Origin of the sequence: Rosettibacter primus, from assembly GCF_036860675.1 — a bacterium.
Taxonomy (GTDB): Bacteria; Bacteroidota; Ignavibacteria; order Ignavibacteriales; family Melioribacteraceae; genus Rosettibacter; species Rosettibacter primus.
Genome location: NZ_JAYKGK010000002.1, coordinates 16,006 through 40,804 on the forward strand (window position 1 = coordinate 16,006; position 24,799 = coordinate 40,804).

The window sequence follows — 24,799 nt, forward strand, 5'->3', positions numbered from 1 at the left end:
AAGCTATTGAGTTGTTAATCTTCTCTGCCAATAATCATCTCTTACTTCACCTCTTTTTGTAGAGTGCAGAAGTTCATAATTTCCAAAACCTGTTACATCGCCAAAAATAAAGCTAACGCCACCTTCAATTTGATTATAGAACCAAACTTCATAAGGTTTCATATTCGGTTCACTGGGATAGTAATCTCTCTGGTCAGGTTCGCCATAAATTAAATAAACTCTGCCTCTATCTGTTAAATAACCTTCTTTAGAATATACTCCAAAGTTCCTGTTAGCATATTCAACTCTCTTCATATAATCTTCTTTAAATTCATTAATTGGTGTGGAAGTGTCCGGGTCTCTTTGTTTCCAGAAATTATATAAAAATTCTCTTTTTGCATTCAAGGAATCAAGCTTTTTATATTGTTCAATTTCCTTTTGAGTAGCAATATATTTTATCTGAGAGAACATTTTATCGCATTCAGCATTATCAAAAACAGCAAACTCAGTTCCCATTATTCCTTTTGCTAAGGTTCGTGCAGCTGCAGTATCTATATATTTTGTATTGTAATAATAAAATCTTTTCGTAGAAATGTAAGCTTGATTTGTTTTATTATCTACCAGACTCAAAACAAGGTTATAAGAATCTGTTGGCATTTTTGAAAGGTTAATAGTTCCGACATCAACAAAAGCATTTTCGCTTTGTTTGACAGTTTTTGTTTGTTCATAAACTTTCTTGCCCACGCTATTAAAAAGAATTTTATGAAGCTTAAAATCATTGTTTGGGTCATCAAGTTTCAAATTGTAAAGTTCAGCATAGTAAAACAGAATTGGCATTCTATCTACATAAATCATTGATGGATTTGGAATAACTTCGAGTGTATTTTTATAAAAAATAGAATTAGGGTCAGCTCCTTCTTTTTTTATATTTGTTGCAATCTGGATATCGCTAACAGAATATTTATCTTCCTTAAATGGATTGATAATTACTTTTTCTCGAATAACTTTGTTTAAATCAGGATTACTGCTATCATAAGCTTTAACAAGCAAAGAATAATTTCCTTTTGGCACTACAAAACCTAGAACACCAATATAATTTCTTTCCTGTTCTTCAGTACCTTCAATTAGTGGATGTAATATTTTCCAATCTTTATAAATAAAAAAAGTATCTACATCATCATTTTTCATTTCAATATGAACAATAGCTTCTTTCAAAAAGCCCGAATCTGATTTTTTAATTTTCATATTGCTCGTATTTAAATCATAATAAAATTCCATGTAGACAGAACTTGTATCATATTTAAAACGTGCATAATCAAATTCAAAATTTAATTCTGTTTGTGCTTTGATAATTATTGATAAAACTAATACAAAAGTTAATGCCAAAATTCTATTCATTAATTACTTCTCCTATGTTCATGCAAATTTTTATTAGCATATTTAATGATTTGAAAAAATATAATCAACATTATTAAAAATATATTCCTCAGTTTTAAAAATTTTCTTATGATTTATTTAAAAAAAAGAAGCCCTCTTTATAGAGGGCTTCTTAAGTCTTGGTTAGAATAATTATAAACCTAAAGAAATAGTAAATACATGATTTGCATCGAAAAATTTAGCTTGACGATATGCATAATCCAATTTTACACCTACTCCACCTAAGTTATAATTTATACCAAAACCTGCTGTCAGACCGAATACATTGCTGTCGCTATCAAGTTCTGGCATAAACATATAACCGCCGCGAATGAAGAAGGTATTGTTGTATCCATATTCAGCACCAAATCTGTATTCATCGCCATAGAAATTGCTGTTCTGGAATACACCATTAATCATCAATGCATTTGATTCACTGAACTGGAAGTTGTAACCCAGTCCAAGTTCAAGTGTTGAAGGTAATTCAAATGAGGCAGCATCAATCTTATAATATTGAGTTGGTCTTGCTAAGTCAGTTGAAATTGCTTTTACATTAAGACCGCTGCCGTCATATTTCATTTGAGGTCCAATGTTTTTCAATACAACTGCAAAGCTTAATCCATCAACATTAGCAAGATTCTTATATGCTATACCCATATTAAATGCGATACCGGTTGAAGATACAAGTTCAATTCTTTCAGAGATAATATTTGCAGTTACACCGACAGAAATTCTATCACTTAACATTCTGGAATAAGTCATTCCAACAGTAATAAACGATGGTCTAAAAGTCTGACCTGTACCATCAGGATTAACAACAGTTGTAACTGGAATATCACCAATACCGATTGATTTTATAGTAAAACCTAAAGCACCAAATCCTTCGATGTTAGTAGATACTGCACCATAATCAACGCTAATATCTGCAATGTAATTCATATGTGAAAAGAGAACATTTGTATTGAATTCGCCACGAACAAGGTTAGCAGGATTCCAATACAAAGCTTCGACACCGGTAGCTCCAACAAGAGTAGCACCAGCCATTGAAATACCGCGAGCGCCTACTGGCACCAACAATTCGGTTGCACCTGCAGTGCCATTACGACTGCCACCACCTGCAAATAGACTGCTTACGGTAAGTAATAGTGTTAATGCAATTAAATTTATTTTTTTCATTTTTCAGTCTCCTTCAATTTTTTAGAATCTATCAAGAACTTGTTGTTCTTGGATGATAGCTACTTTAAGAATCTTAGTTTTTCCCAAATCTGGCATATCAACATGAACAATGTAAATACCGCTTGCAACTGGCAAGCTGCTTTCATTATTGAGGTCCCATCTCTGGAATTGTTCAGGAGAATCTTTTCTTATTGTTCTTACAAGCTGACCTGCTAAGTTAAATATCCTGATTGTTGCTTTTTGAGGCAAGTGAGTAAAAGTAACAAATCGTTGATATTTATTTATTTCTTGAGGATTAACACCATAATAAGGATTTGGGAAAACATTGATTTGTTCAACATCTTCCTTAGCAAGATCATTACTTACAATAACTGAAGGAGCTGTAAATTCAAATACATCTGAACCAGGTTGATTTGGTTTCGTTGTGATAATCTTAAATACTGTCCCTTCTTCTGGCATTGGGCTATTAACATTATTTGGCCAATTTGCAGCTGAAACACTACCACCATTCCAATTGACAAATACCATACGACGAATAGCATCACCACTCATTATTGTCGCATCTAAATATTGATGATTATCTTCGCCTTCTGTCTGGATTTTATTTACAATTGCATTATAACCACTTTCTCCAGGAGTCATATCTTTTGGAATTACCCAGTAGATCCAGTCTGTCTCGGGATCATTATCAGCGCCAGAAATTGGATGGTCAATACCAGATAAATCAAAAACTCCATTTTCATTTTCATCAAGTATATAAGGGAAATAACGAATATCATCACTTGCATCAGCTTTTGTACCAATATTCCAGAGTTGGAATGGGACATCAACTAATTTTCCATGACCACCGTAATCACTTCCAGGATATAAGAATGCTTTACCTGGTTTGAATCTAATTTCAAAATCATTTGGAATTATTCTTGGCCAACGAGCACCATTTTGTGTTACTCTATTTTTGAAAAACTCATAGTCAAAACTATGATCATCAATATTCCCTGTGTGAATTCCCCACATTCCGCCGCGTACTTGTTGTCTCGCAGTTGGTCTATCGCCTGTAGTTGGATGCGGGAAACCACTATTATTAAATGCAAAAGCACCGTATTCTGGTGGATTAAGCGGACCATTAGCATTAGCTGTTACAAGGAAATCTTTGAAATCATTTGGTGCACCTGCAACTTTAATAAGCATACCATCAACCATTGGCGATAATTCATCAGCATTTTGATTGGTTTGCTTGGTTAGTAAAGTAGTTGATGTTGTTAAATCTTTCAAAATCCAGCCATCAGCAGCAAAACTAACTTCGTATTTATGGCCTGTTACCTTTGTCGGATCAACAACATATGCTGTAACTTTACCATCACTGAAACCTGATTTATGTGTAGCTACAATTTCTTTACCTAATGAAGCTTCGTATCTTACTCCTGGTTTTGGTGTTTGTGGTGTAACTTCAATAACTTCAAGTGGATTTTCAAGAACTTTTGGGACAGCATTGGGATCTGGATTATATGCATAAGAAGTTACAGCAAAATAATATTTGCTACCATTATTAAGTGGTAAGCCACCTTTGAATGCATCTGTTTTAATGCTTATATAACGTTTAATTCCTGAATCGGTACCAAACTTTACTACTTTACTTTGAACTACACCAGAAGAAGCATCAAATTCAAGGTCATTTATTTTAAGTACACCATTAACTTTATCATAGGTTGCTATTAATTTTGCCTCACTAGCTTGTGCAGTTCTTGAAGGTAACTGATATACACAATAACCCTCAAATTCAAAACCACCTTGGGAATATGATTCAGTAGCATTAACTTTTGCAGGGTCACTGCCCCAAGATAGTATAACCTCTTTATCCAATTCCGCAACTGATACTACTGGAGCAGGCGGAGCTTTTGGAACATTAAAGAAGTTATCATAAGCTAATTGAGCTTGTAAGTCATAAAATTTAAGTAATTGGACTGCACCTAATCTATCAACGCCTGGTATTGCCCCTGCAGCAATTTCTGCTACTACAACCTCCTGAGTATCGCCATAAGCCATTTCAAATGGACCAGATACTGAACCTATACGACGGTCTCCTGGTGGATGAAGCATACCATCTAGCCAGCCTGTACCTGTAATAGGATCACCAGCCAAAGTAAATTTTGTGGGTTGTCCTGTTGTTGGGTCAACAAATGGGTCGCCGCTTGTAGAAATTCTTCCTCTGAATAAATTATACCATTGAAGTGTTCCGGTTTCATAAAGACCAAGGTCTGGATCACTGTATACAGGGTCCCCATTAATAAAGAAATAGAATGCAGTCATAGGTAAATTTTTCTTACCTTCAACGTATTTACCTTTAAAAATTGCTTTATCATGAGCATCGCCTGGCACTATAGGTCCTTGGAAGAAATCGAATCCTACAGCTGGCGGTGGTAATGGATTATAGACTGCATCAGAAGCATTAGCATTATAGCAGTAACCAAGGCTCAAAACAGTATCGCAACCTGCGAAATCATCTCCAGCATCGCCAACATCTGGGTCACTCCACATTGAGACATACATTTCAGTAAATGGTTTTTGGTCAGGATTTTTATTTATTAAAATAAATTTTCTAAATATCATATTACCTAAAGCACCAGTAGATTTATAAGCCCAAACAGTAACTTGTTCTTCAATACCCATTGGGAGTGAGCCATACATATAGTCAGTTTGAGCTGGGTCTAAATCATTGCAAACAAACCAAACTGTCTGGTCAGCACCAGGAACACCTGGTATATCTATAGCGGGTTCATATTTACCATTACCATTTACATCTTCAAAAGGAGCTCCTTGATCTGCTGGCCATTCATTCCAATCTTTTTCATATTGAGCACGGATAGCTTCAATTGTTGGTCCATCTCCATCAGCCAATTCAGCACTTAAATCACCATCTTTATAATCTCTTCTCACTCTATAAATTCTAACATCTGGATCCTGTGGATTTGCTGGCTGACCATTTGGCAAAATTCTTCCTGGTACAGTACCTTGTCGATAAGTTGAACCTCCAACTCTGAACTGACCATCAACTTTACCACCCCAAAGAAATCCTGACTGGAACACTGCAGCTTTGTTACTACCTTTTGGGAAAACAAAACCTGAATTTCCATTTTGATTTATGTCAGTTTCACCATCATTTTTAATCCATGTAGAAATATTATTAATATTAATTTTGGTATAAACCGGCTCACCAAGACTCTTATTTAGTCTGGTGGATTTATTTCCACCGCCTTTAGCAAGAGCCATTGTTGTAAACGCTATAAGAATAAGCGCTAAACTTAGATATCTGAATAACTTTATTTTCATTTTTTACTCCTGTTATTTTTTCAAAACTTTATTAGTATTCCAATCTAATACCAAGTCGAATCTGACGAGGTGGTCCATATAACAAATTAGTAGCAGCCCCAGGAACACCACCATATCCTTGTTGATAATCAATATTAATTGCTTTATAAAGATTAATATACTGTTCGCCGTATGTTGATATTAATTGTTGTGATAATTCTGGATTATAAATTACACCATCATCGTCAGCTGACCCTGTTCTTAGGAATACATTTCGAACATTCTTTCTGTCGAATAAGTTGATTACATATAAATATACATTCATCGATAATCTATCAAAAAGTCTGAATGTTTTATCTATACGTAAATCAACCTGAAATTCTGCAGGAGTAGTAGATGCATTTAATGCTTCGAGTGGTTGTCTAAATCTTGCATCTGTTTCAGCATTCAAAGCACCAAAACCTCTTGTATATGGATGTCCGCTATTAAACATTGCAAGCATTGATACACCAAAATCATGTAATATTGCTGGACCATCGTTTGGACCAAATCTATAATCAATATTAACATTTCCTCTCAATGCCTGGTTGAACTGAAGCGGACTAATATATTTTGGAACGAATATAGTTACACCATCAAGAGGAGCTCCAACAACACCACTATTTGAATATGGATTCGAACCGGTTCCTCTTGCATCCTGGAATGATAACGAAGCATTAACAGCTAATCTTTGGTATCTTCTCATATTAAGTGTAATTTCAACACCTTTAGTAGTAGCATAATCGCCATTTGCTAATATGTTATAATTTTGGAATGCTGAGGTTCTTACAACTGGTTGATTTACGAATTGTACCTGATCTTTTATATCCTTATAATAACCCGTAATATCTATGGACATAAAATCAGTTAATTGCTGAGTAAATCCTAATTCATATTGAGTAGTTCTTGTAGGTCTGATATCAGAACCAGCAGGTCTTGAAATAAAGTAACCACCTTTAATTTCCCATGCTAATTCATAATAACCTAAATATGCTGTATTTAATGCAGGTTGCTGCACGAATTTACCAAACTGTGCATGGAATACTGTTTTATCAGTAACAGGGAATGAAAATCCTAAACGAGGACTGATAGCACTAAATGTAGGTACTTTCTTCCAGCCAGCTTCGTACAGTTCGCCAGTTTGAGGGTTAATTGCAAGGTCAGGTTTGGTTGGGTCAACAAATGTAAGATTATCAATATCAATATAATCAAATCTCAAACCTGCATTAATAACAAGGTCTTCATATTCAATTTTATCTTGAATGTATGCGGCAGCAAAAACTGGTTTATGAGGTGCATCAAAGAATCCTTCGTCGGTTTCATTACCAAAAACATCATAGCCATAATTATTAACACCTCGTGTTAAAATAAATTGTCTCTTTGCTGCATTAATATCATCTTCTGTAGCGGTAGGATGAGCAACAAGCCAGTTATGCAAAGAGGCAGCCAAGCTTACTTGAGAACGTAAGCCCCAGTTTCTTAATATATATTGTTGATATTCACCACCAATCTTAAATGAATGATTCTTTCCAAGTAAGAAAGAAAGAGAACCACTAAGTGTTAGTCCTTTTCTATCATTTTTACCATAACCTGTTGGAATAGAACCATCTCTATTAAATGTGAATCCCATTATACTTGCTTGTGTTGGACTTACATATCTACCAACAACGCCATTTGCTATATCAGCTGCAGTTCTTGGAATTGTCCAACCAACTTCTGCATTGGCTACGCTATCTCCATATAACCAGTAGTTAGAACCAAGTCCTGGAGTATAAGTTTCGCTGTTTGCAAAGAAATAGCCAGCAGATAATTCATAAAACATTGAACCGCTTAGAACATGAGTAATCTTTAGATTCAGAGCACCATTTGTTTGCTCGTTTACACCTCTGCGTGTTTGTAGAATGTTTACAACTGGAGCTCCAGATATAACTTCTCCATTGTATGTTGTATAGGTTCCTGAGAGTCTAACAAGTACAGGTTTTAAATCAAAATTAAGTGTTCCTGTATATGTAATGTAATGTTCTTGAGAACCTTTTTGTGGACCTGCTGGATATACAAAATTTATTGTATCATGTGTAATATCATCTGTGAGTATGCCTAAGTTTATACCTGGATTGGGTTGTGGATTAGGATCTCTGTTGTAAACATAATTTACATTTGCAAAGAATTTTACTCTGTTATCGAACAAAGGGCCACTTAATACAGCACTTTGTTCATTATAACCCCACCAGTATGCACCAAGACGTTTCTTTCCATCAAAAGCATTATCTTTACTCTTGAATGTAATGTTATCAGTAATATATTCATAACTTGCTTTTAGTTGAGTTCCGCCGGATTTAAATGATTGACGGATAATACCTGCATTTGCACCTCCAAATTCTGCAGTATAACCACCAGCTTGAACTTGTATTTCTTCGAGAGCATCCTGAGAAATTGTTACACCTCTATTTCCTGTAATTGGATTTTTAATTGGAACACCTTCGAGGTAGTAACCTACTTCGTCAAATCTACCGCCACGAATAAAGATGTTACCATTTTGTAAAACAACACCAGCAGTTAAACTAACAATATTATTTACTCCACGAACAGGTAATGCCTGTATGTCTTCACTAGTTGTAATTCTGACTGCATTTGTATTGTCTTTTTGAATGAGAGGTTTTTGTGCTACAATTTCAACTGTGCCTACTTGAATTTCTTCGCTTGGTAGCTGGAAATCAAGTGAGGTTGTTAAGTCAGCATTAACTCTCACATTAGAAATAGTTATTGATTGATATCCCAGGTAAGAAGCACGAACCGAATAAACACCCGGGTCAAGGTTTTGAAGGACATATTCTCCGTTTGCATCCGATGCCGCACCAGTTGTTGTACCAAGTACAATTATATTAGCACCAATTAGCGGTTCACCGGTTTGCAAATCGACAACCTTCCCTTTAATTCTACCCTTTGTTCCTGCAGAAATCAACGCAGGAAAAAGAGCAAGCAATAGCAAAAAGTAAAAAATTCTTCGATGCATACTTTACTCCTTAACTTGTTATTTTAATTAAGAAAGGGTTATTGAAAGGATTAAAATTGTAAATAAAAAACAATAATTACCTCCTATCTTTGTGAGATATTGTAATTAGTTATATTAGAACTATTGTGTTGAATTAATTCTAAACTTTTTTCCATATAAGTTCTGTTCCTCAAAAAACTATTGCCCATTTTATGCCACTGAATCTTTGATATTATTTATTATTTTCTAATAAACAGTATAATTCTAAATCTTTTGTTTTTCGACAAAAAAATAATACCACTTATTGGCTTTGTCAAGTATAAAAAATAAAAAAATTATTTTTTCTCTTTTATTAAACATGTTTTAACTTAATTATAAAATATTCTTAATCTTTTCAATAAATACACTTTTAGGAACAGCTCCAATAATCTGATCTATTACTTTTCCATCTTTAATAAATAGAACTGTAGGAATACTTCTTACACCATATCTAATAGCAGTATTTTGATTTTCATCTACGTCAAGTTTTCCAACTTTAATTTTTCCTTCGTATTCTTCTGAAAGTTCTTCAATTATAGGGGCAATCATTCTGCAAGGACCACACCATGCAGCCCAGAAATCAACAATAACAGGAATATTTGATTGAAGTGCTTCCTGGTCGAAATTGCTGTCTGTAAATATAAATGGCTTCATGATATAATTTTTCTCCTTTATAAGATTTAAAATAAAACTCCATTTTTCTTAATTACTTCTCTTGCAATTATACCTTTCTGAATTTCATTTGTACCTTCAAAAATTCTATTAATACGGGAATCTCGATAAAATCTTTCAATAGGTAATTCACGTGAATAGCCCATACCTCCATGAATTTGAACTGCATAATCTGCTATTTTATCCAGGGATTCAGAACAATATAATTTCACAATTGCAGATTGATATGAAATATCTTTTCCTAAATCATAATCCACAGCTGTCCTATAAACAATTGATTCCATGTTATAAATCATCATTGCCATTTCTGCAAGCATGAATTGTACTGCCTGAAAATTAGAAATTGTCTGATCAAATTGTTTTCTTTGTTTTGCATAACGAGTGGAAAGTTCTAAAAGTTCTTTAGCAGCACCAAGACATGCAGCACCTAAGCCCAATCTTCCTGCATCAAGTGTTTTCATAGCAAGTAAAAATCCACGCCCTTCTTTTCCCAATAAATTTTCTTTAGGTATTCTTAGATTATCGAATGTAATTGGATTAGTTGTGCTGCCTCTAATTCCCATTTTCTTTTCTGGCTGTCCAGCATGAAAACCAGGAGAATTAGTTTCCACAATAAATGCACTAATTCCTTTTGAAGTTCTTGCAAATACAGTCACAATATCAGCAATTCCACCATTTGTAATCCAAAGTTTTTCACCATTAAGAACCCATTCATCACCGTCCAGTTCTGCTCGTGTTTTTACATTAAATGAATCAGAACCTGCTTGAGCTTCTGTCAAACAAAATGCGCCAATTTTTTCTCCTTTTGCAAGAGGTGTAAGAAATTTTTTCTTTTGTTCTTCATTACCGCCAATATAAATTGCATTAGCTCCAATGGATTGATGAGCACCTATGAAAGTTGCGGTTGACATACAGCCTCTTGCAATTTCTTCCTGCATAATACAATAACCAACCTCGCCAAATCCTCCTCCGCCATATTCCTCCGGGAATGATACACCAAGAAATCCAAGTTCTGCTAATTTTTTAATTAAGTCATCTGGAATTTTTTCTTCTTCATCGATTTTTGATGCAATTGGTTTAATTTCATTGTTCACGAAATCTCGCACGGTTTCGCGAAGCATTTTTTGTTCTTCTGTAAAGGTGAACTCGTTCATTTATTTATACCTTATTTGTTTGGATTGTCAATCTGCTTTGAAAGCAAGATGAGCTTTTTCACCAATGAAATTTACAATGTATTCTCCTCCATCTACTCCAATCACATTGCCAGAAATCCAATCACATTTTTCGTCACACAAAGCTACTATAGCTTTAGCAATATCCTCTGGTGTGGTTAATCTTCCTTGAGGGTTTTTGAATTTTGCTGCATTAAGCATTTTATCAAACATTGGAATTTTTCTTCCTGCGGGAGTATCAGTTACACCAGCCATAATTGCATTGCAGGTTACTCTCATTGAACCAAGTTCTACAGCTAATTGACGAATATGAGCTTCGAGTGCAGCTTTAGCAGCCGATACTGCACCATAATTCGGGATTACTGTATGAGAACCTGCACTTGTAAGTGCAAAAATTCTTCCCCCTTGTGCTAATAAATCTCTAAATACTAATCCCTGAGTCCAATAAACTAAAGAATGTGCCATTACTTCAAGTGTCATAGTCATTTGGGCAGGTGTTACACATTCATCTGGATTTTTTGATATAAATGGTTTTAGTGTTCCAAATGCAAGTGAATGAATTAATACATTAACTTTTGAATGTTCTTTTGAAGCAGCAAATCTTTCTTTAATTTCGTCGAGTGTATCATTTATTTTAATTTGGTCTGCTGCATTTATATTAAAATATACAGCCTGCTGACCATTTTTTTCTATCTTTTTAATAATTTGTTGAACTTGTGGCATTGTTGCCTGACGGTCAAGGTGAACTCCAAATATATTATATCCATGTTTTGAGAGCTCTACTGCAGAAGCTCCACCAAAACCACTTGATGCACCTAATATTAATGCCCATTTTTTTTCCATTGATTCTTCCTTATTTTTTAAGTGTTTGCAAACTTAAGAAATAGAAAAAACAAATCAAACGCTTATGTTTTTATTAAAATTAATTTTATTTAATGAAATAAATGAAAGTAGTTTGATATGTTTTTGAAAGAAATTCAATTTTATTTTCGAGCATGTTTCTTTCAAAAAATATTTTTTGTTAATTCTAAAATAAAGTTTTTCTAATTCCTTATTTAAAAGATTGCTTCCTATTAGATGATTTTATAAACTGAATGTAACCTAAAAAAATTTAATAACTAAGTTGCTTCTAATCGATAACAATAGCTCAATTTTTCATATTCATTTTTAGTTATATGAAAAAAATAATTTAATTTATGAAATAAATTATATTTTCATCGCCGATTAAATCTTTCATTTTTTCAATAAATTCATCATCCAATTTCACTTTGTATTCAAGAGTAAATTCTCTAGTTGTACCATTTTCTTTCACACATAAAAGAACGGGAATACTTCCTTCAAACTGCATCATTAATTGTTGAATATTATCAATTATTTCTGGAGAATGAAATGAAGTATCCAGAATGATTCCAAGTCGTTTTGTAAATTTATTTTTAACATCACTTAATGGATAAGCTTCATCGACATGAAGTTTAACAGTATCTCCACTGCTTTCAAGTTTTCCTTTTACCATAATTGTAGATTCAGGGAATATAAGCTCACCAAAATCCTTAAATGTTTTTGAAAACATCAAGCAGTCACATGAACCTGAAAAATCATCAAGTTTAAAGAAAGCCATTTTATTTCCGTTCTTATCCATTTTATGAGTTACATCCGTTACAACACCACAAGCACGAACAGTATCATTAAAGTTGAATGTTTCTGAATCTCCAAGATGAACAGTGGCAAATGAGTTATATTCAATTTCATATTTTCTTAAAGGATGGCCACTCAAATAAAATCCAAGAACTTCTCTTTCTTTAGCAAGTCTTTCACGAGAATCCCATGGTCTAACATCAGGAAGTGTAGGTTCTTCATAATGAAACTCTTCTGTGTTTGTAGCAAAAAGGCTATCGGCATGAGATTCTTTTGCTGTTTTAATTTTACTTCCAAATTCAAGAGCTTCTTCAATAGCAGCAAAATTTTGAGCCCTTGTTCCGCCACATGAATCAAGTGCACCTGCAAGCACAAGACCTTCAAGTGCCCGCTTATTAACAATTCTTGTATCAATATTTGCACAGAAATCATAAATACTTTTAAAATCTCTTCCCAGAGCATCATGAGCTCTTTGAATTTCTTCTACTGCTTGTATTCCAACATTTTTAATTGCTGCCATACCAAAAATTATTTTCTTATCCTTAACCTGAAATTTTACAGTTGGATGATTAATATCAGGCGGCTGAACTTTAACTCCAAGTTTTCTGCATTCTTCAAGTAAAATTGTAACCTTATCAGTATTATCAAATTTATTTGAAAGATTAGCAGCTAAAAATTCTTCAAGATAATGAGCTTTAAGATAAGCAGTTTGATATGCTAGAATACTGTATGCAACAGCATGACTTTTATTAAAACCATAGTTAGCAAATTTATCGATAGCATCAAAAATTTCACCGGCAATTTTTGCGTCAATATTATTTTGTTCTGCTCCTTTAATAAATTTTTCTCTTTGTTCCTGCATTGCTTTGAGGTCTTTCTTTCCCATTGCTCTTCTTAGCAAATCAGCTTCAGCAAGAGACATTCCTGCAACTTTATTTGCAATCTGAATTACCTGTTCTTGATAAACAATAATTCCATAAGTTTCTTTTAAGATAGGTTCAAGAACTGGATGCAAGTAAGTTATTTCTTTTCTTCCATGTTTACGAGCAATAAAATCATCAATAAACTCCATTGGCCCTGGACGATAGAGTGCATTCATTGCAGCAAGATCTTTAATGCTTGTAGGCTTAAGCTTTTTCAAATATTCACGCATTGGAGCAGATTCAAACTGGAATACAGCAGTTGTTTGACCTTTAGCAAAAAGTTCATAAGTTTTTGGGTCATCTACAGGAATATTTTCAATATCAATTGTTTCTCCTCGATTTTCTTTGACAAGTTCAATTGTATCCCGAATAATTGAAAGAGTATCAAGACCGAGAAAATCCATTTTTAATATTCCGGAATCTTCAAGGTCTTTCATATTGAACTGAGTAACAGTTGCAGTTTCTCCCTGTTCACCATAAATTGCAAGAGGAACAAAATCACTTACATCTCCCGGAGTAATAACAACTCCAGCAGCATGTTTGGATGCATTGCGATTCATGCCCTCGAGTATTCTTGCATATTTTATCAACTCCTTAATTATAGGATCATCTGATTTCTTAATCCATTGGAGTTCAGGCACTTCATCTAATGCCTGGTCAATTGTATATACTCTTCCAAATTTTGTGGGAATCCATTTTGTAATGTTATCAACCTGTGGGATTGGAATTTTTAGAACTCGTGCAACATCACGTATTACCTGCCGCGATGAAAGTCTATTAAATGTAATGATTTGTGCAACAGAATTTTCTCCATATTTTTCTTTCACATAATTAATAACTTCTTCTCTTTTATCATCAGCAAAATCAACATCAATATCAGGCATTGATTTTCTTGCTGGATTTAAAAATCTTTCAAACAATAAATCATATTCAAGTGGATTAACATTTGTTATTCCCAAAACATAAGCGACCAAACTTCCTGCTGCACTTCCTCTGCCCGGTCCTACTGGTATTCCTCTTTGCTTTGATGCATTAATGAAATCTTGCACAATCAGGAAATATCCTGCATAACCCATTTCAATAATTACATTTAATTCATATTTAATGCGGTCTTGAATTTCACTTGTAATTTTTTTGAATCTTTTATTTAGCCTTTCGTAGACTAATTGTGTCAAATATTCTTCGGGGGATTTTCCATTATCAATTGGAAAAACAGGGAAATGATGAGTTTTGAAATCGAGTGTTAAATTTATTTTTTGCTCAATCTCAAGTGTATTTTCAATTGCTCCTTTATAATTCTTGAAAATTTTTTTCATTTCTTCTGCACTTTTAAAATAAATCTGGTCAGTTCCATATCTCAAATCTCGATAATCAGCATTCCCTGTTTTATCACCTAGTAGCAATAAAATGTTATGTGCAATTGAATGGTCTTTATCAATGTAGTGAATATCATTTGTGGCTACAAGTTTTATGTTCAGTTCTCTTGCAAGTTTAGGCATTCCAGCTAAAATTGGTTTTTCGACCTCCATTCCATGGTCTTGAATTTCGAGATAAAAATCATCACCGAATAATTCTTTCAGTTTGATTGCAATTTCTTTTGCTTTTTCCCAATTATCATTTATTAATTGTGTTGAGATTGGACCTGCAGGACATGCAGAAGTGCAGATTAATCCTTCATGATATTTATTCAATACTTCCATATCAATTCTGGGCTTGTAATAAAAGCCTTCTGTATGGCCGATTGTAGATATCTTCATTAAATTTTTATAACCGATTTCATTTTTTGCAAGAAGCAGAAGATGACTGTAATGTTTAGATTTTCTTTTCCCATTTTCTGAATCAGTTACTTTTTCAAATCTGCTTTTTTCAAAATCAACATAAGCTTCCATTCCAATAATTGGTTTAATTCCTTCTGCTTTTGCTTTTTTATAAAATTGAAGAACACCAAACATTACTCCATGGTCTGTAAGTGCTACTGCATGCATATCATTTCTTTTAGCAGCTAACACTAAATCTTCAACTGTGCACGCAGCATCCTGTAAGCTGTAATGTGAATGATTGTGTAAATGTATGAAATCCGACATCTATGCACCTATTTCTTTTAACTTTAATATGAAATTGCACACTGATGACACTGATAAGACATGATTCTCACAGATTTTTTTCTGTGGTCATCTGTCTAATCTGCGTCATCTGTGTTCTAATTTTAACTTAATCCAGTATGCCCAAAACCACCCTCCCCTCGGTGGCTATTATTTAAATCATCAGTCTCAATAAATTCTATTTTGTAAACTTTTGAAAGAACCATCTGAGCAATTCTATCACCACGATTTATAACAAAATCTTCTTCTCCAAAGTTGAAAAGAATAACTTTAATTTCACCTCGATAATCTGAATCAATTGTTCCCGGGGAATTTAGTAATCCAATTCCATGTCGTGCTGCCAAACCACTTCTTGGTCGAACCTGAATTTCAAATCCTTCAGGAATTTCTACTTTAATATTTGTTGGAACTAAAACAAATTTACCTTTAGGAATGATTATTTTATCTTCAACAGCAGCTCTTAAATCCAAACCGCTGCTTCCTTCTGTGGCATATTCTGGTAATGGAATATCTAAAAAATTTTCTGAAATTCTTTTAATCTTTATTTGAATTTTCTCCACTTATTCCTTCTCCATCTTCGTCTTTATTCAATAACGATGAAATTATAACAAATAATTTTTTATCCATGTAATATTTCATTAATAAAAAAATTTCCCATATCAGAAACAAAAACAACAAAGGCAAAAAAATTTTAGCCAATATTCCTAATTTAGAATCTACAGATATAAAAAATGAGATGATAAGAACTAAAGCAATAGTAACAAAAATTATTGATGCCAAATAGTACTTTTCGTTCAGAACTTTTTTAATCCTATCATATTCTTTTAAAAGCATTATAATATCCTTTGGGTTAATCTCGCTTTTCATCTTTGAAAAATCATTTTGTTTAATTTAAAAATTGATTCTTTGTTTATAACTTTTAGCAGGATTAACATGACAAAGAAAAAAATCATTATTAAAATTTTTATGGGGATATTTAAGTAGCCTTTATAATAAATGAAATAATAGGCAACGCAAGTTACAAAAACGAGCAATAATATTTTTAAAATTTTTTCATATTCATAATTTATTTCATAAAATTTTTGTGAAAATAAAAATAAAGTAATTGCCATTACCAAATAACTTGCAAGAGTTGCAAGTGCAGCTCCCATTATTCCAAAAACCGGTATTAATAAAATATTTACTGCAACATTTACTAAAGCGCCAGAGCCAGTAACTATCGGAAAATATTTAGTTTTTTCCTCTATATATAATCCTGCTTGAAAATTAACATACATCCCATTAAATAAATAAGCCAATAAAATTATTGGAACAATAGAAAGTCCACCCCAGAATTTATAACCAATTAAACTCACATCCCCATAGAATTTTATTTTTGCAATATCTTCGATAAATAAAGATAGAATTAACCATACAATTGATGAAGCAATCAAGAAAAGAGTAAGCACTTTTGAAAAAATATCCTTCGCATTTTTTTCTTTTGCAGTATTTAAAAGAAAAGGCTGCCAGGCAAATTGGAACATTTGAACAATCAACATCATGAATATTCCAAGTTTATAATTCGCCTGATAAATTCCAAGTGTTTCTTCATTTGTTAAAGCAAGAACAATCGGTCTATCAATTACCTGAACAATTGTAGCAGCAATACTTGCAGGCAAATATGGAATTGCAAATTTTAACATCGGTCTTAAAAATTCTTTTTGAATCCTTAACACAAGATTTTTAATTATATCCCTCGAAAGCAAAATCAAAGAAAACACAGAAGCTGAAAGATTGGCAATTAATATTGCTTCAATTCCCATTTTATATTTTAAGACAAGAATGATATTAAGAAGAATGTTCAATAAAATATTGCTAAGACGAATCATCGTAAATCTTATTGCTTTTCTTTGCAGTCTTAAATTTGCATAAGGAACAATAGCCAATGTATCAGTGAAAATGATTAGAATTAGGTAGTAGTACAAATAAAAATAATTTTGTGGAATTTCGATTAAACTTACAATTGGATTTCTAAATAAAAACAAAATTGCAGAAAAAACTATTGATGAAATTGCGACACATAAAAATGCAGTAGAATAAGCTTCTTTCTTTTTATTATCAGGAGCAGTTGAGCTGTACTTCATAAAAGCAGCATCCATTCCATAAATAAAAATTATATTTAGAAAAGCTATGTAAGCATATATGTTGGAATAGATACCAACTTCGGCAGGAGTAAAAACATTTGTATAAAATGGAACAAGAAGAAAATTCAGAAATCTTCCTATAATTGTGCTTATTCCGTAAATGACAGTGTCTTTTGTAAGTTCTTTTATTTTTTCAAACATTCTGCAATTATGACTGAAATAACAAAAACAAATTACAAAAAATCGAAGAAAGATGAGTATGCAGTGCTGAAAGTAAGTTACAAAAAGTAAGATAAAAAATGAATTAATTGAGGATTGAATTAAAAATATTGCTTTAAAGCTTCAACATAAATTTGGGGTGGACGAACTGCTTTTTTTGTATCTGTCTTAATAAAAATATGAGTTGTAAATCCTTCGGCTATTAATTCTTTCGTTTCTTTTCTTCTTATTACATATTCAATATGAACCTTAGGAGAATATAATTCTTTAACACTTGCTTCAATTTCAAGAATATCATCATAGTAAGCAGGATTTTTGTACTTTACATTTGCTTCAATCAAAGGAAGTTGATAACCATTTTTTTCAAGCTCTGCATAAGATAAACCTGTAGATCTTAAAAGTTCTGTTCTTCCAACTTCAAAATATTCGAGGTATTTGCCGTTGTATACAAACTGCATTTTGTCAGTATCTGCATAACGCACCCTGATTTCAGTAGTATGAGTCAACATGTTTTATGTGAATAAAGAAATAAAAGTTTATGCTAATTTCAGATTTTTAATTATCAACTTTCAAAGCTCTTGTCACAATTTTTATGTTGCAGTGCTCAATGTTAAATGCTCAATATTCAATTCTCAATTTTCAACGCTTAATATTCGATATTCTTCATTCGATATTCTATATTCAATTCTTAATTCTTAATTCCTAATTCCTAATTCCTAATTACTCAATATAAACTCCCATCTTTGCAAATTTTTCGAGACGATTTTGAACAAGCTTTTCAGGTTTAATTTTAACAAGTGCAGCTAATTCTTCTTTAAGAATTGACTTCAAAGTATTAGCCATTGCTTGATGGTCTTTATGAGCGCCTCCTAAAGGTTCAGGAACAATTCTATCGATGATACCCTGTTGAAGCAAATCATTTGCAGTAAGTTTAAGAGCTTCGGCTGCCTGTTCTTTATAGTCCCAGCTTCGCCATAAAATACTTGAGCAGGATTCGGGACTAATAACTGAATACCAGGTATTTTCAAGCATTAATATTCTATCGCCAACGCCAATACCGAGTGCACCACCGCTTGCACCTTCACCAATAATTACTACAATGATTGGAACTTTGAGTCTGCTCATCTCAAGAAGATTTCTTGCAATTGCTTCTGCTTGACCTCGCTGTTCTGCTTCCAAACCAGGATATGCACCAGGTGTATCGAGCATTGTTATTACAGGTTTATTAAATTTTTCAGCAAGTTTCATTAATCTCAATGCTTTCCGATAACCTTCTGGGTTTGGCATTCCAAAGTTTCGGAATAGATTTGATTTTGTATCTCTCCCTTTTTGATGACCTAAAATCATTACTTTATATTCATCAAGTTTGGCAAAACCACCTACGATTGCATGGTCGTCCTTAAAAAGACGGTCGCCATGAAGTTCTACAAAATTTTCGGTCATCATATAAATATAATCGAGAGTATAAGGTCTTTCGGGATGGCGTGCCAGCTGAACTCTTTGCCAGCGTGTTAAATTTTCGTAAATATTTTTTTTGAGTTGAATTACTTTCTCCTCAAGTGTTTTTATTTCATTTGATATATCGAGATGCCCTTCATATTTACGCATCTCTTCAATTTTGTTTTCCAATTCAATTATTGGCTTTTCAAAATCAAGAGTATTTTTTGCCATTTTTTACTCCGTCCTAAAAAACATTTTTGAAATTGTTCTTCCAAGTATTTCTAAATCGAGCCAGATATTTTGATTTTTAGCATAGAAAAGATCAAGGCTCTTTATCTCTTCATTATCATTTAATGATATGTTTTCTACATACCATAAACCAGTTAAGCCTTTTTTACCAACATAAAGTTCACCATAATATGAAGAATCTCTTGGACCAACAAAACTTTTCTCTCCAATCAATACTTCTGGAATTCCAAGAATAAATTGAATAAAATCATTCCTCTTTAATGTTAATTTTTGAAATAAATATATGAAAGGATAAACCAAAAACAAAATTAAGATTAAACTCAAAAAGAAATCAAATATTTGTTTTGTTATTCTATGACCGAATGAAGAAATGTTATATTGAATTTTAAGCAATGGAATATTATCGAGCATCGTTACTGATGATTTACCCACAAGATAATTTAATTCTTTCCCAGCAACCAAAAAATCTACATTTAATCCTTGACATTCTGATACAACAGCAAAAACCTGATCAAAAGAAATTTCTTCTGATGAAAAAATAACCTTCTCAATTTTTTGGTCTATAATAATTTTTCTCATATTATCTAAAGAACCGAGTACTTTATAACTGCTAATTTGATTACCAATATTTTTTTTGTTGAATCCAATAAATCCAACAACTTGATACAGCGAAGTAATATTTGATTTTAATCTTTCAGCAAGTTCCTTCGCTTTTATTTCACTTCCTACAATTAATGTACGTGCTTTTTTAGAATCACTTACTAAACCCAGTTTAAACACAACCTTAAAAATAATCCTCCAGAGTGAAAATGTTATAACTGCTAAAATGTATGTTATTAAAACTACTGCACGGCTAAAAGCAAATTGCTTGAGAAAATATGTAACTGCGGATAAAATTATAAATCCATAAAAAAGTGTTATTAAACTTTTTAGAACAGATATTGAATTTTTATTATAAGCACCGCCAAAACTTGAAATTATCACCTGCATTAATGCTGGGGCGAAATAAATCCATGGAATAACATAATCTGGAAAACCACGCCAATGTTCATTTGAGTAAATTTTTTCTGCAAAATAAACAGATGCACTAAGAAAAATAAAGTCACATAAAATACTTATTAGTGCAAGTTTATAAACATTTGCAAAAGCAATTAATTTTCTGAAAAGAATAGCTAACTGTAAAATCGATTCAACAATAAAAGAAGAAGAAAAATGTTTTTTTACAAAAAGATGCATTGCATCATAAAATAATTTTGTTTCGTCGATGCTGCTGCGTTTTGTACTTTCTCCTTTGTAATGAATAATTTCTGTTGAATGAACATAATAGACTTTGAAGTTAGCCTTTTGAGCTCTATAACATAAATCGAGGTCTTCACCATACATAAAAAACTGCGGGTCAAATCCGCCAATCTTTTCATAAACATCTTTTCTCATCATCATAAAAGCACCGCTTACAGCATCAACTTCATAAGTTTGATTTTCATCGAGATAAGTTAAATTATATTTTGCAAATAGACGACTCTTAGGGAACAATTTACTCAAACCCATTACTTTTGTGAATGATGTCCAGGGACCTGGAAATCCTCGTCTGCATGCAAGCTGAAGTGAACCATCAGGATTTAGAACTTTGCAGCCAGCAATTCCACAATCAGGATGTGTTTCAAAAAAATTTATCATTACTTCAAAAGTATCTTCACGAACAATTGTATCGGGATTTAGCAAGAGAAAGTATTTTCCCTGTGCTTCTTTCATTGCCAAATTATTTGCTGCACCAAAACCAATATTTTTGTTATTGGCAATTAATTTTACATCAGGAAATTTCTCTTTGATTTTATCTACACTGCCGTCATCAGAAGCATTATCTACAACAATAATTTCAATAGAAAAATTTTTTCTTGCTCTTCGAATTGAATCAAGAAGATTCAAAAGAAATTCTTTTACATTATAATTTACAATTATGATTGATAGGTCAACCATTTTTATCACTTTATTAATCCAAGAAGAGATTTAAGGCGTAATTTCCAGACCATAAAAACAGCTTCTCGAACAATTTTTTTAGACATTTTTGAAGAACCTTGAACTCTTTCCACAAATACAATTGGAATTTCTATTATCTTAAACTTTTTTTTCCACGCCAAGAAATTCATTTCTATCTGAAAGGAATAACCATTTGAACGAATTTCATCAAGATTAATGGATTCAAGAACATTTCTTTTAATACATTTAAATCCGCCTGTTGCATCTTTAATCGGCACCCCAGTAATTATTCGAGTATAAAGATTTGCAAAATAACTTAATAACAATCTTCTTATTGGCCAGTTTATAACACGAACACCATTAATATATCTGCTCCCGATAACCAAATCGTAATCTTTAATTTTCTTCAAAAAATTTTTTATCTCCTTTGGGTCGTGAGAATAATCCGCATCCATCTGAATTACTGCATCGTAACCATTACTTAACATATACTTGAAACCTTCTACATAAGCAGTTCCCAATCCTAATTTTTTTTCACGTTTGATTAATTTAACTCGAGGTTCTGATTTACTTAATTCTTCAACATAATTTGCAGTTCCATCAGGAGAATTATCGTCCACAATTAAAATATCCAGCTCGGGATATTTTTCGATGATATAAGGAATTAATTTCTGAACATTATCAAGTTCATTGTAAGTTGGTATGATAACAAGTGTTTTCATTTTATTGTCCTTTTCCAAATAAGACCACAAAAATAGTTCTAATAATAATTTTAAAATCTAATCTCAGACTCATATTTTCTATATAAAACAAATCGTAACGCAATTTTATTTTAACATCCTCAATTGATTCATCGTATTTGTGTTTTACCTGAGCCCAGCCTGTTAAACCAGGACGAACTTTTAGTCTTCTTTTATAAAGTGGAATTTCCTTAGAAAGTTTCTCAACAAAAAATGGTCGTTCGGGACGTGGTCCCACAAAACTCATATCACCTTTCAAAATATTAATTGCCTGAGGAATTTCATCGAGACGAACTTTGCGTAAAAATTTTCCAACTTTTGTAATGCGCGGGTCATCTTTTGTCGACCAAACCGGGCCGGTATGTTTCTCCGCATCATTAATCATTGTTCTGAATTTAATTATCTTAAAAATTTTACCATTCATTCCCATTCGTTCTTGTTTATAAAAAACTGGACCTTCGCTTTCAAGTTTTATTGCAATTGCTGCTAAAAGAGTTATTGGTGAGGTAACAATCAACAATAACAATGAAAAAACAATATCCATCAATCTCTTTAACTTTTTTTCCCATTCAGGCATTAACTCCGGCATAATATCAATTAAAGGTATTCCATAAATCTGTGATGTTTTAACCTGGCCACTAATTATGTCATAAAGGTCGGGCACAATTTTAATTTCGACTTCATTTCCGTTACACTTTGAAATTATATCAAGAATTAAATCTTCATGATGACGTTCTACAGAAATTATAACATTCCTTACATTATATTTTTTTATTATTGATTCGAGATTTTCAACTGTATCTAAAACTTTTACGCCTTTATAATCTTTATCAACATTTTCATTTAGGACTGCGATAAATCCAACAACATCAAGTCCAAGAGCTTTATGATTTTCAATCATATCAAAAATTTCATGTGCTCTGGGATTAAATCCAATTATTAAAGCATTTCTTCTTCCAACACCTTCTATTAGTAGATTTCTTTGAATGCTTCGAGCTAATATTCTTCCTATACTTACAATTACAAAAAAGATTAACCAATAAATAAAAATATAAAATCGAAAAGGTGTAGCTATGCCAGATTTGTAATCATCATAAAGAATTAAAAATAGAAGAATAAAAATTCCTACAAAAGAGGTTTTGAACAAAGTAGAAATTTCATCAAAGCGGGATTGAGCAAACCATGTGCGATACATTCCAACAATCGTAAAAATTATCAGCCAGTAGAAATAAATAGCAAGCATTGGCAAAAAGAAATCAGGCTGAGAAATAAGTTCAAACCAGCCAGTGTTCACCCTCAAATAAAAGAAAAGAAACCAGGATAAATTGATGGTTATAAAATCAGTTGTTAATAAAAATATCTTTTCAACTTTTTTACTCAATGGTTCCTCATAATAAATTTTAAATCTGCTGCATTACTTTTTCTGATATATAATCTCCAATAGATAAAGAGGCAGTAGCCGCAGGTGATGGTGCATTACAAACATGAATTGCTCTTTTGTCTTCAACAATATAAAAATCATCAAGCAAACCGCCATCTTTACTGCAAGCCTGCGCACGAACTCCTGCACCACCAGCAATTAAATCTTCTTCTTGAATTTCAGGAATTAATTTTTGTAAAGCATTAACAAAAGCTTTTTTGCTAAAAGAACGATAATATTCATAAAGACCAATCTTCCAATTCTTTCGAACAATTTTATAAAAACCTTTCCAAGTAAAAGTATCAATAGCATCTCTAAGATTAAAACTTGTTTTGGAATAACCTTCTCGTTTCAGTGCTAATACTGCATTTGGACCAGCTTCTACATCATCGTTAATCATTCTGGTAAAATGAACTCCGAGGAAAGGAAATTCAGGATTTGGCACTGGATATATTAATGAATTAACAAGATATGTTTTTTCGTTTTTTAATTTATAATATTCACCACGGAATGGAATTATTCTAAGTGGAAGATCAGGATGTGTCATTTTAGCAATTCTATCTGATTGCAATCCTGCACATGTAACAACAACTTTTGAATTAAATGATTCGTTGTCGGTAATTACTTCACAAAAATCTGTATTTATTTTAATATCAATTACAGTATGATTGAATTTTATTTCACAATTATGTTTTAATATTAATTCAAGATACTTTTTAGATACTTCAAAATAATCAACTATCCCTGTTTGGGGAACAAAAATTCCTGCGATTCCATTTACATACGGTTCAATTTCTTTCATCTGGTTAAGATTTAGTTTTTTTAAGCCATCAAGACCATTTTGAAGACCTCTTTCATAAATATTATTTAGAATTGGAATTTCCTCTTCTAAAGTAGCAACAATAATTTTTCCAGTTATTTTATAATTAACCTCATTTCTGTTACAAAAATCAATAAGCATTTTATAACCGCGAATGCAGTTAAGGGCTTTCAGACTTCCCGGTTTATAATAAATTCCCGAATGAATTACTCCGCTGTTATTCCCAGTTTGATGTTGACAAATATCATTTTCCTTTTCAAGAATGAGCAATTTAAGATTTGGATTTTTTTCCAAAATTTTAAGGGAGGTCGCTAAACCAATAATTCCAGCACCGACTATAATTATGTCAAACATAGAAAT

17 protein-coding genes are annotated in these 24,799 nt (G+C 32.4%); all 17 read right to left on the bottom strand.

Annotated features, from left to right (window positions below):
- Positions 1-3 precede the first annotated feature (3 nt).
- The 17 genes from VJY32_RS03170 to lhgO all read right to left on the bottom strand — a co-directional run bounded on the left by VJY32_RS03170 (position 4) and on the right by lhgO (position 24,793).
- The gene (locus VJY32_RS03170; protein WP_353676438.1) at positions 4-1,377 is read right to left on the bottom strand and encodes a GWxTD domain-containing protein; all 1,374 of its coding nucleotides are present in this window, start codon (positions 1,375-1,377) and stop codon (positions 4-6) included.
- A 171-nt stretch (positions 1,378-1,548) separates the two neighbouring features.
- Complete coding sequence (locus VJY32_RS03175) at positions 1,549-2,571, bottom strand: PorV/PorQ family protein (RefSeq protein ID WP_353676439.1); 1,023 nt, start codon at positions 2,569-2,571, stop codon at positions 1,549-1,551.
- Between the two features lie 21 nt (positions 2,572-2,592).
- Positions 2,593-5,898: a T9SS type A sorting domain-containing protein gene (locus VJY32_RS03180; RefSeq protein WP_353676440.1), complete on the bottom strand. Its 3,306-nt coding sequence runs from the start codon at positions 5,896-5,898 to the stop codon at positions 2,593-2,595.
- A gap of 31 nt (positions 5,899-5,929) precedes the next feature.
- Positions 5,930-8,929: a TonB-dependent receptor gene (locus VJY32_RS03185; protein ID WP_353676441.1), complete on the bottom strand. Its 3,000-nt coding sequence runs from the start codon at positions 8,927-8,929 to the stop codon at positions 5,930-5,932.
- A gap of 351 nt (positions 8,930-9,280) precedes the next feature.
- A complete protein-coding gene (gene trxA / locus VJY32_RS03190) occupies positions 9,281-9,601 on the bottom strand; it encodes a thioredoxin (protein ID WP_353676442.1) in 321 nt (106 codons plus the stop codon).
- A 26-nt stretch (positions 9,602-9,627) separates the two neighbouring features.
- A complete protein-coding gene (locus tag VJY32_RS03195) occupies positions 9,628-10,773 on the bottom strand; it encodes an acyl-CoA dehydrogenase family protein (protein WP_353676443.1) in 1,146 nt (381 codons plus the stop codon).
- 27 nt (positions 10,774-10,800) lie between these two features.
- Entirely contained in the window at positions 10,801-11,634 is an 834-nt protein-coding gene (locus VJY32_RS03200; RefSeq protein WP_353676444.1) for an enoyl-ACP reductase FabI, read from the bottom strand.
- 346 nt (positions 11,635-11,980) lie between these two features.
- The gene (dnaE, locus tag VJY32_RS03205) at positions 11,981-15,433 is read right to left on the bottom strand and encodes a DNA polymerase III subunit alpha (protein ID WP_353676445.1); all 3,453 of its coding nucleotides are present in this window, start codon (positions 15,431-15,433) and stop codon (positions 11,981-11,983) included.
- Positions 15,434-15,555: 122 nt separating this feature from the next.
- Complete coding sequence (dut, locus tag VJY32_RS03210; RefSeq protein WP_353676446.1) at positions 15,556-16,011, bottom strand: dUTP diphosphatase; 456 nt, start codon at positions 16,009-16,011, stop codon at positions 15,556-15,558.
- Positions 15,986-16,285, bottom strand: coding sequence for a hypothetical protein (locus VJY32_RS03215; protein WP_353676447.1), 300 nt, complete (start codon positions 16,283-16,285; stop codon positions 15,986-15,988). Before VJY32_RS03215 ends, dut begins: the two co-directional genes overlap by 26 nt.
- A 29-nt stretch (positions 16,286-16,314) precedes the next feature.
- Positions 16,315-17,775 (bottom strand): lipopolysaccharide biosynthesis protein, encoded by a 1,461-nt coding sequence (locus tag VJY32_RS03220; RefSeq protein ID WP_353676448.1) that lies wholly within the window; start codon positions 17,773-17,775, stop codon positions 16,315-16,317.
- A gap of 119 nt (positions 17,776-17,894) precedes the next feature.
- Entirely contained in the window at positions 17,895-18,302 is a 408-nt protein-coding gene (locus tag VJY32_RS03225; RefSeq protein ID WP_353676449.1) for an acyl-CoA thioesterase, read from the bottom strand.
- 211 nt (positions 18,303-18,513) lie between these two features.
- Positions 18,514-19,464, bottom strand: a complete 951-nt coding sequence (locus tag VJY32_RS03230) for an acetyl-CoA carboxylase carboxyltransferase subunit alpha (protein WP_353676450.1) — start codon at positions 19,462-19,464, stop codon at positions 18,514-18,516.
- A gap of 3 nt (positions 19,465-19,467) precedes the next feature.
- On the bottom strand, positions 19,468-21,459 hold the full coding sequence (locus VJY32_RS03235) for a glycosyltransferase (protein ID WP_353676451.1): 1,992 nt from the start codon (positions 21,457-21,459) through the stop codon (positions 19,468-19,470).
- 5 nt (positions 21,460-21,464) lie between these two features.
- The gene (locus tag VJY32_RS03240) at positions 21,465-22,181 is read right to left on the bottom strand and encodes a polyprenol monophosphomannose synthase (RefSeq protein ID WP_353676452.1); all 717 of its coding nucleotides are present in this window, start codon (positions 22,179-22,181) and stop codon (positions 21,465-21,467) included.
- 1 nt (position 22,182) lies between these two features.
- Entirely contained in the window at positions 22,183-23,580 is a 1,398-nt protein-coding gene (locus tag VJY32_RS03245) for a sugar transferase (protein WP_353676453.1), read from the bottom strand.
- A 19-nt stretch (positions 23,581-23,599) separates the two neighbouring features.
- Positions 23,600-24,793 (bottom strand): L-2-hydroxyglutarate oxidase, encoded by a 1,194-nt coding sequence (gene lhgO, locus VJY32_RS03250; protein ID WP_353676454.1) that lies wholly within the window; start codon positions 24,791-24,793, stop codon positions 23,600-23,602.
- Positions 24,794-24,799 lie beyond the last annotated feature (6 nt).

What these genes read in the sequence shown, in the direction of transcription:
- VJY32_RS03175 (WP_353676439.1), bottom strand. Translation starts at nt 2,571, where the DNA reads ATGAAAAAAATAAATTTAATTGCATTAACACTATTACTTACCGTAAGC.
- VJY32_RS03225 (WP_353676449.1), bottom strand. Translation starts at nt 18,302, where the DNA reads ATGTTGACTCATACTACTGAAATCAGGGTGCGTTATGCAGATACTGAC.
- VJY32_RS03240 (WP_353676452.1), bottom strand. Translation starts at nt 22,181, where the DNA reads ATGAAAACACTTGTTATCATACCAACTTACAATGAACTTGATAATGTT.
- VJY32_RS03185 (WP_353676441.1), bottom strand. Translation starts at nt 8,929, where the DNA reads ATGCATCGAAGAATTTTTTACTTTTTGCTATTGCTTGCTCTTTTTCCT.
- VJY32_RS03220 (WP_353676448.1), bottom strand. Translation starts at nt 17,775, where the DNA reads ATGTTTGAAAAAATAAAAGAACTTACAAAAGACACTGTCATTTACGGA.
- VJY32_RS03235 (WP_353676451.1), bottom strand. Translation starts at nt 21,459, where the DNA reads ATGGTTGACCTATCAATCATAATTGTAAATTATAATGTAAAAGAATTT.
- VJY32_RS03200 (WP_353676444.1), bottom strand. Translation starts at nt 11,634, where the DNA reads ATGGAAAAAAAATGGGCATTAATATTAGGTGCATCAAGTGGTTTTGGT.
- VJY32_RS03180 (WP_353676440.1), bottom strand. Translation starts at nt 5,898, where the DNA reads ATGAAAATAAAGTTATTCAGATATCTAAGTTTAGCGCTTATTCTTATA.
- VJY32_RS03215 (WP_353676447.1), bottom strand. Translation starts at nt 16,285, where the DNA reads ATGCTTTTAAAAGAATATGATAGGATTAAAAAAGTTCTGAACGAAAAG.
- dnaE (WP_353676445.1), bottom strand. Translation starts at nt 15,433, where the DNA reads ATGTCGGATTTCATACATTTACACAATCATTCACATTACAGCTTACAG.
- VJY32_RS03230 (WP_353676450.1), bottom strand. Translation starts at nt 19,464, where the DNA reads ATGGCAAAAAATACTCTTGATTTTGAAAAGCCAATAATTGAATTGGAA.
- VJY32_RS03170 (WP_353676438.1), bottom strand. Translation starts at nt 1,377, where the DNA reads ATGAATAGAATTTTGGCATTAACTTTTGTATTAGTTTTATCAATAATT.
- VJY32_RS03195 (WP_353676443.1), bottom strand. Translation starts at nt 10,773, where the DNA reads ATGAACGAGTTCACCTTTACAGAAGAACAAAAAATGCTTCGCGAAACC.
- lhgO (WP_353676454.1), bottom strand. Translation starts at nt 24,793, where the DNA reads ATGTTTGACATAATTATAGTCGGTGCTGGAATTATTGGTTTAGCGACC.
- trxA (WP_353676442.1), bottom strand. Translation starts at nt 9,601, where the DNA reads ATGAAGCCATTTATATTTACAGACAGCAATTTCGACCAGGAAGCACTT.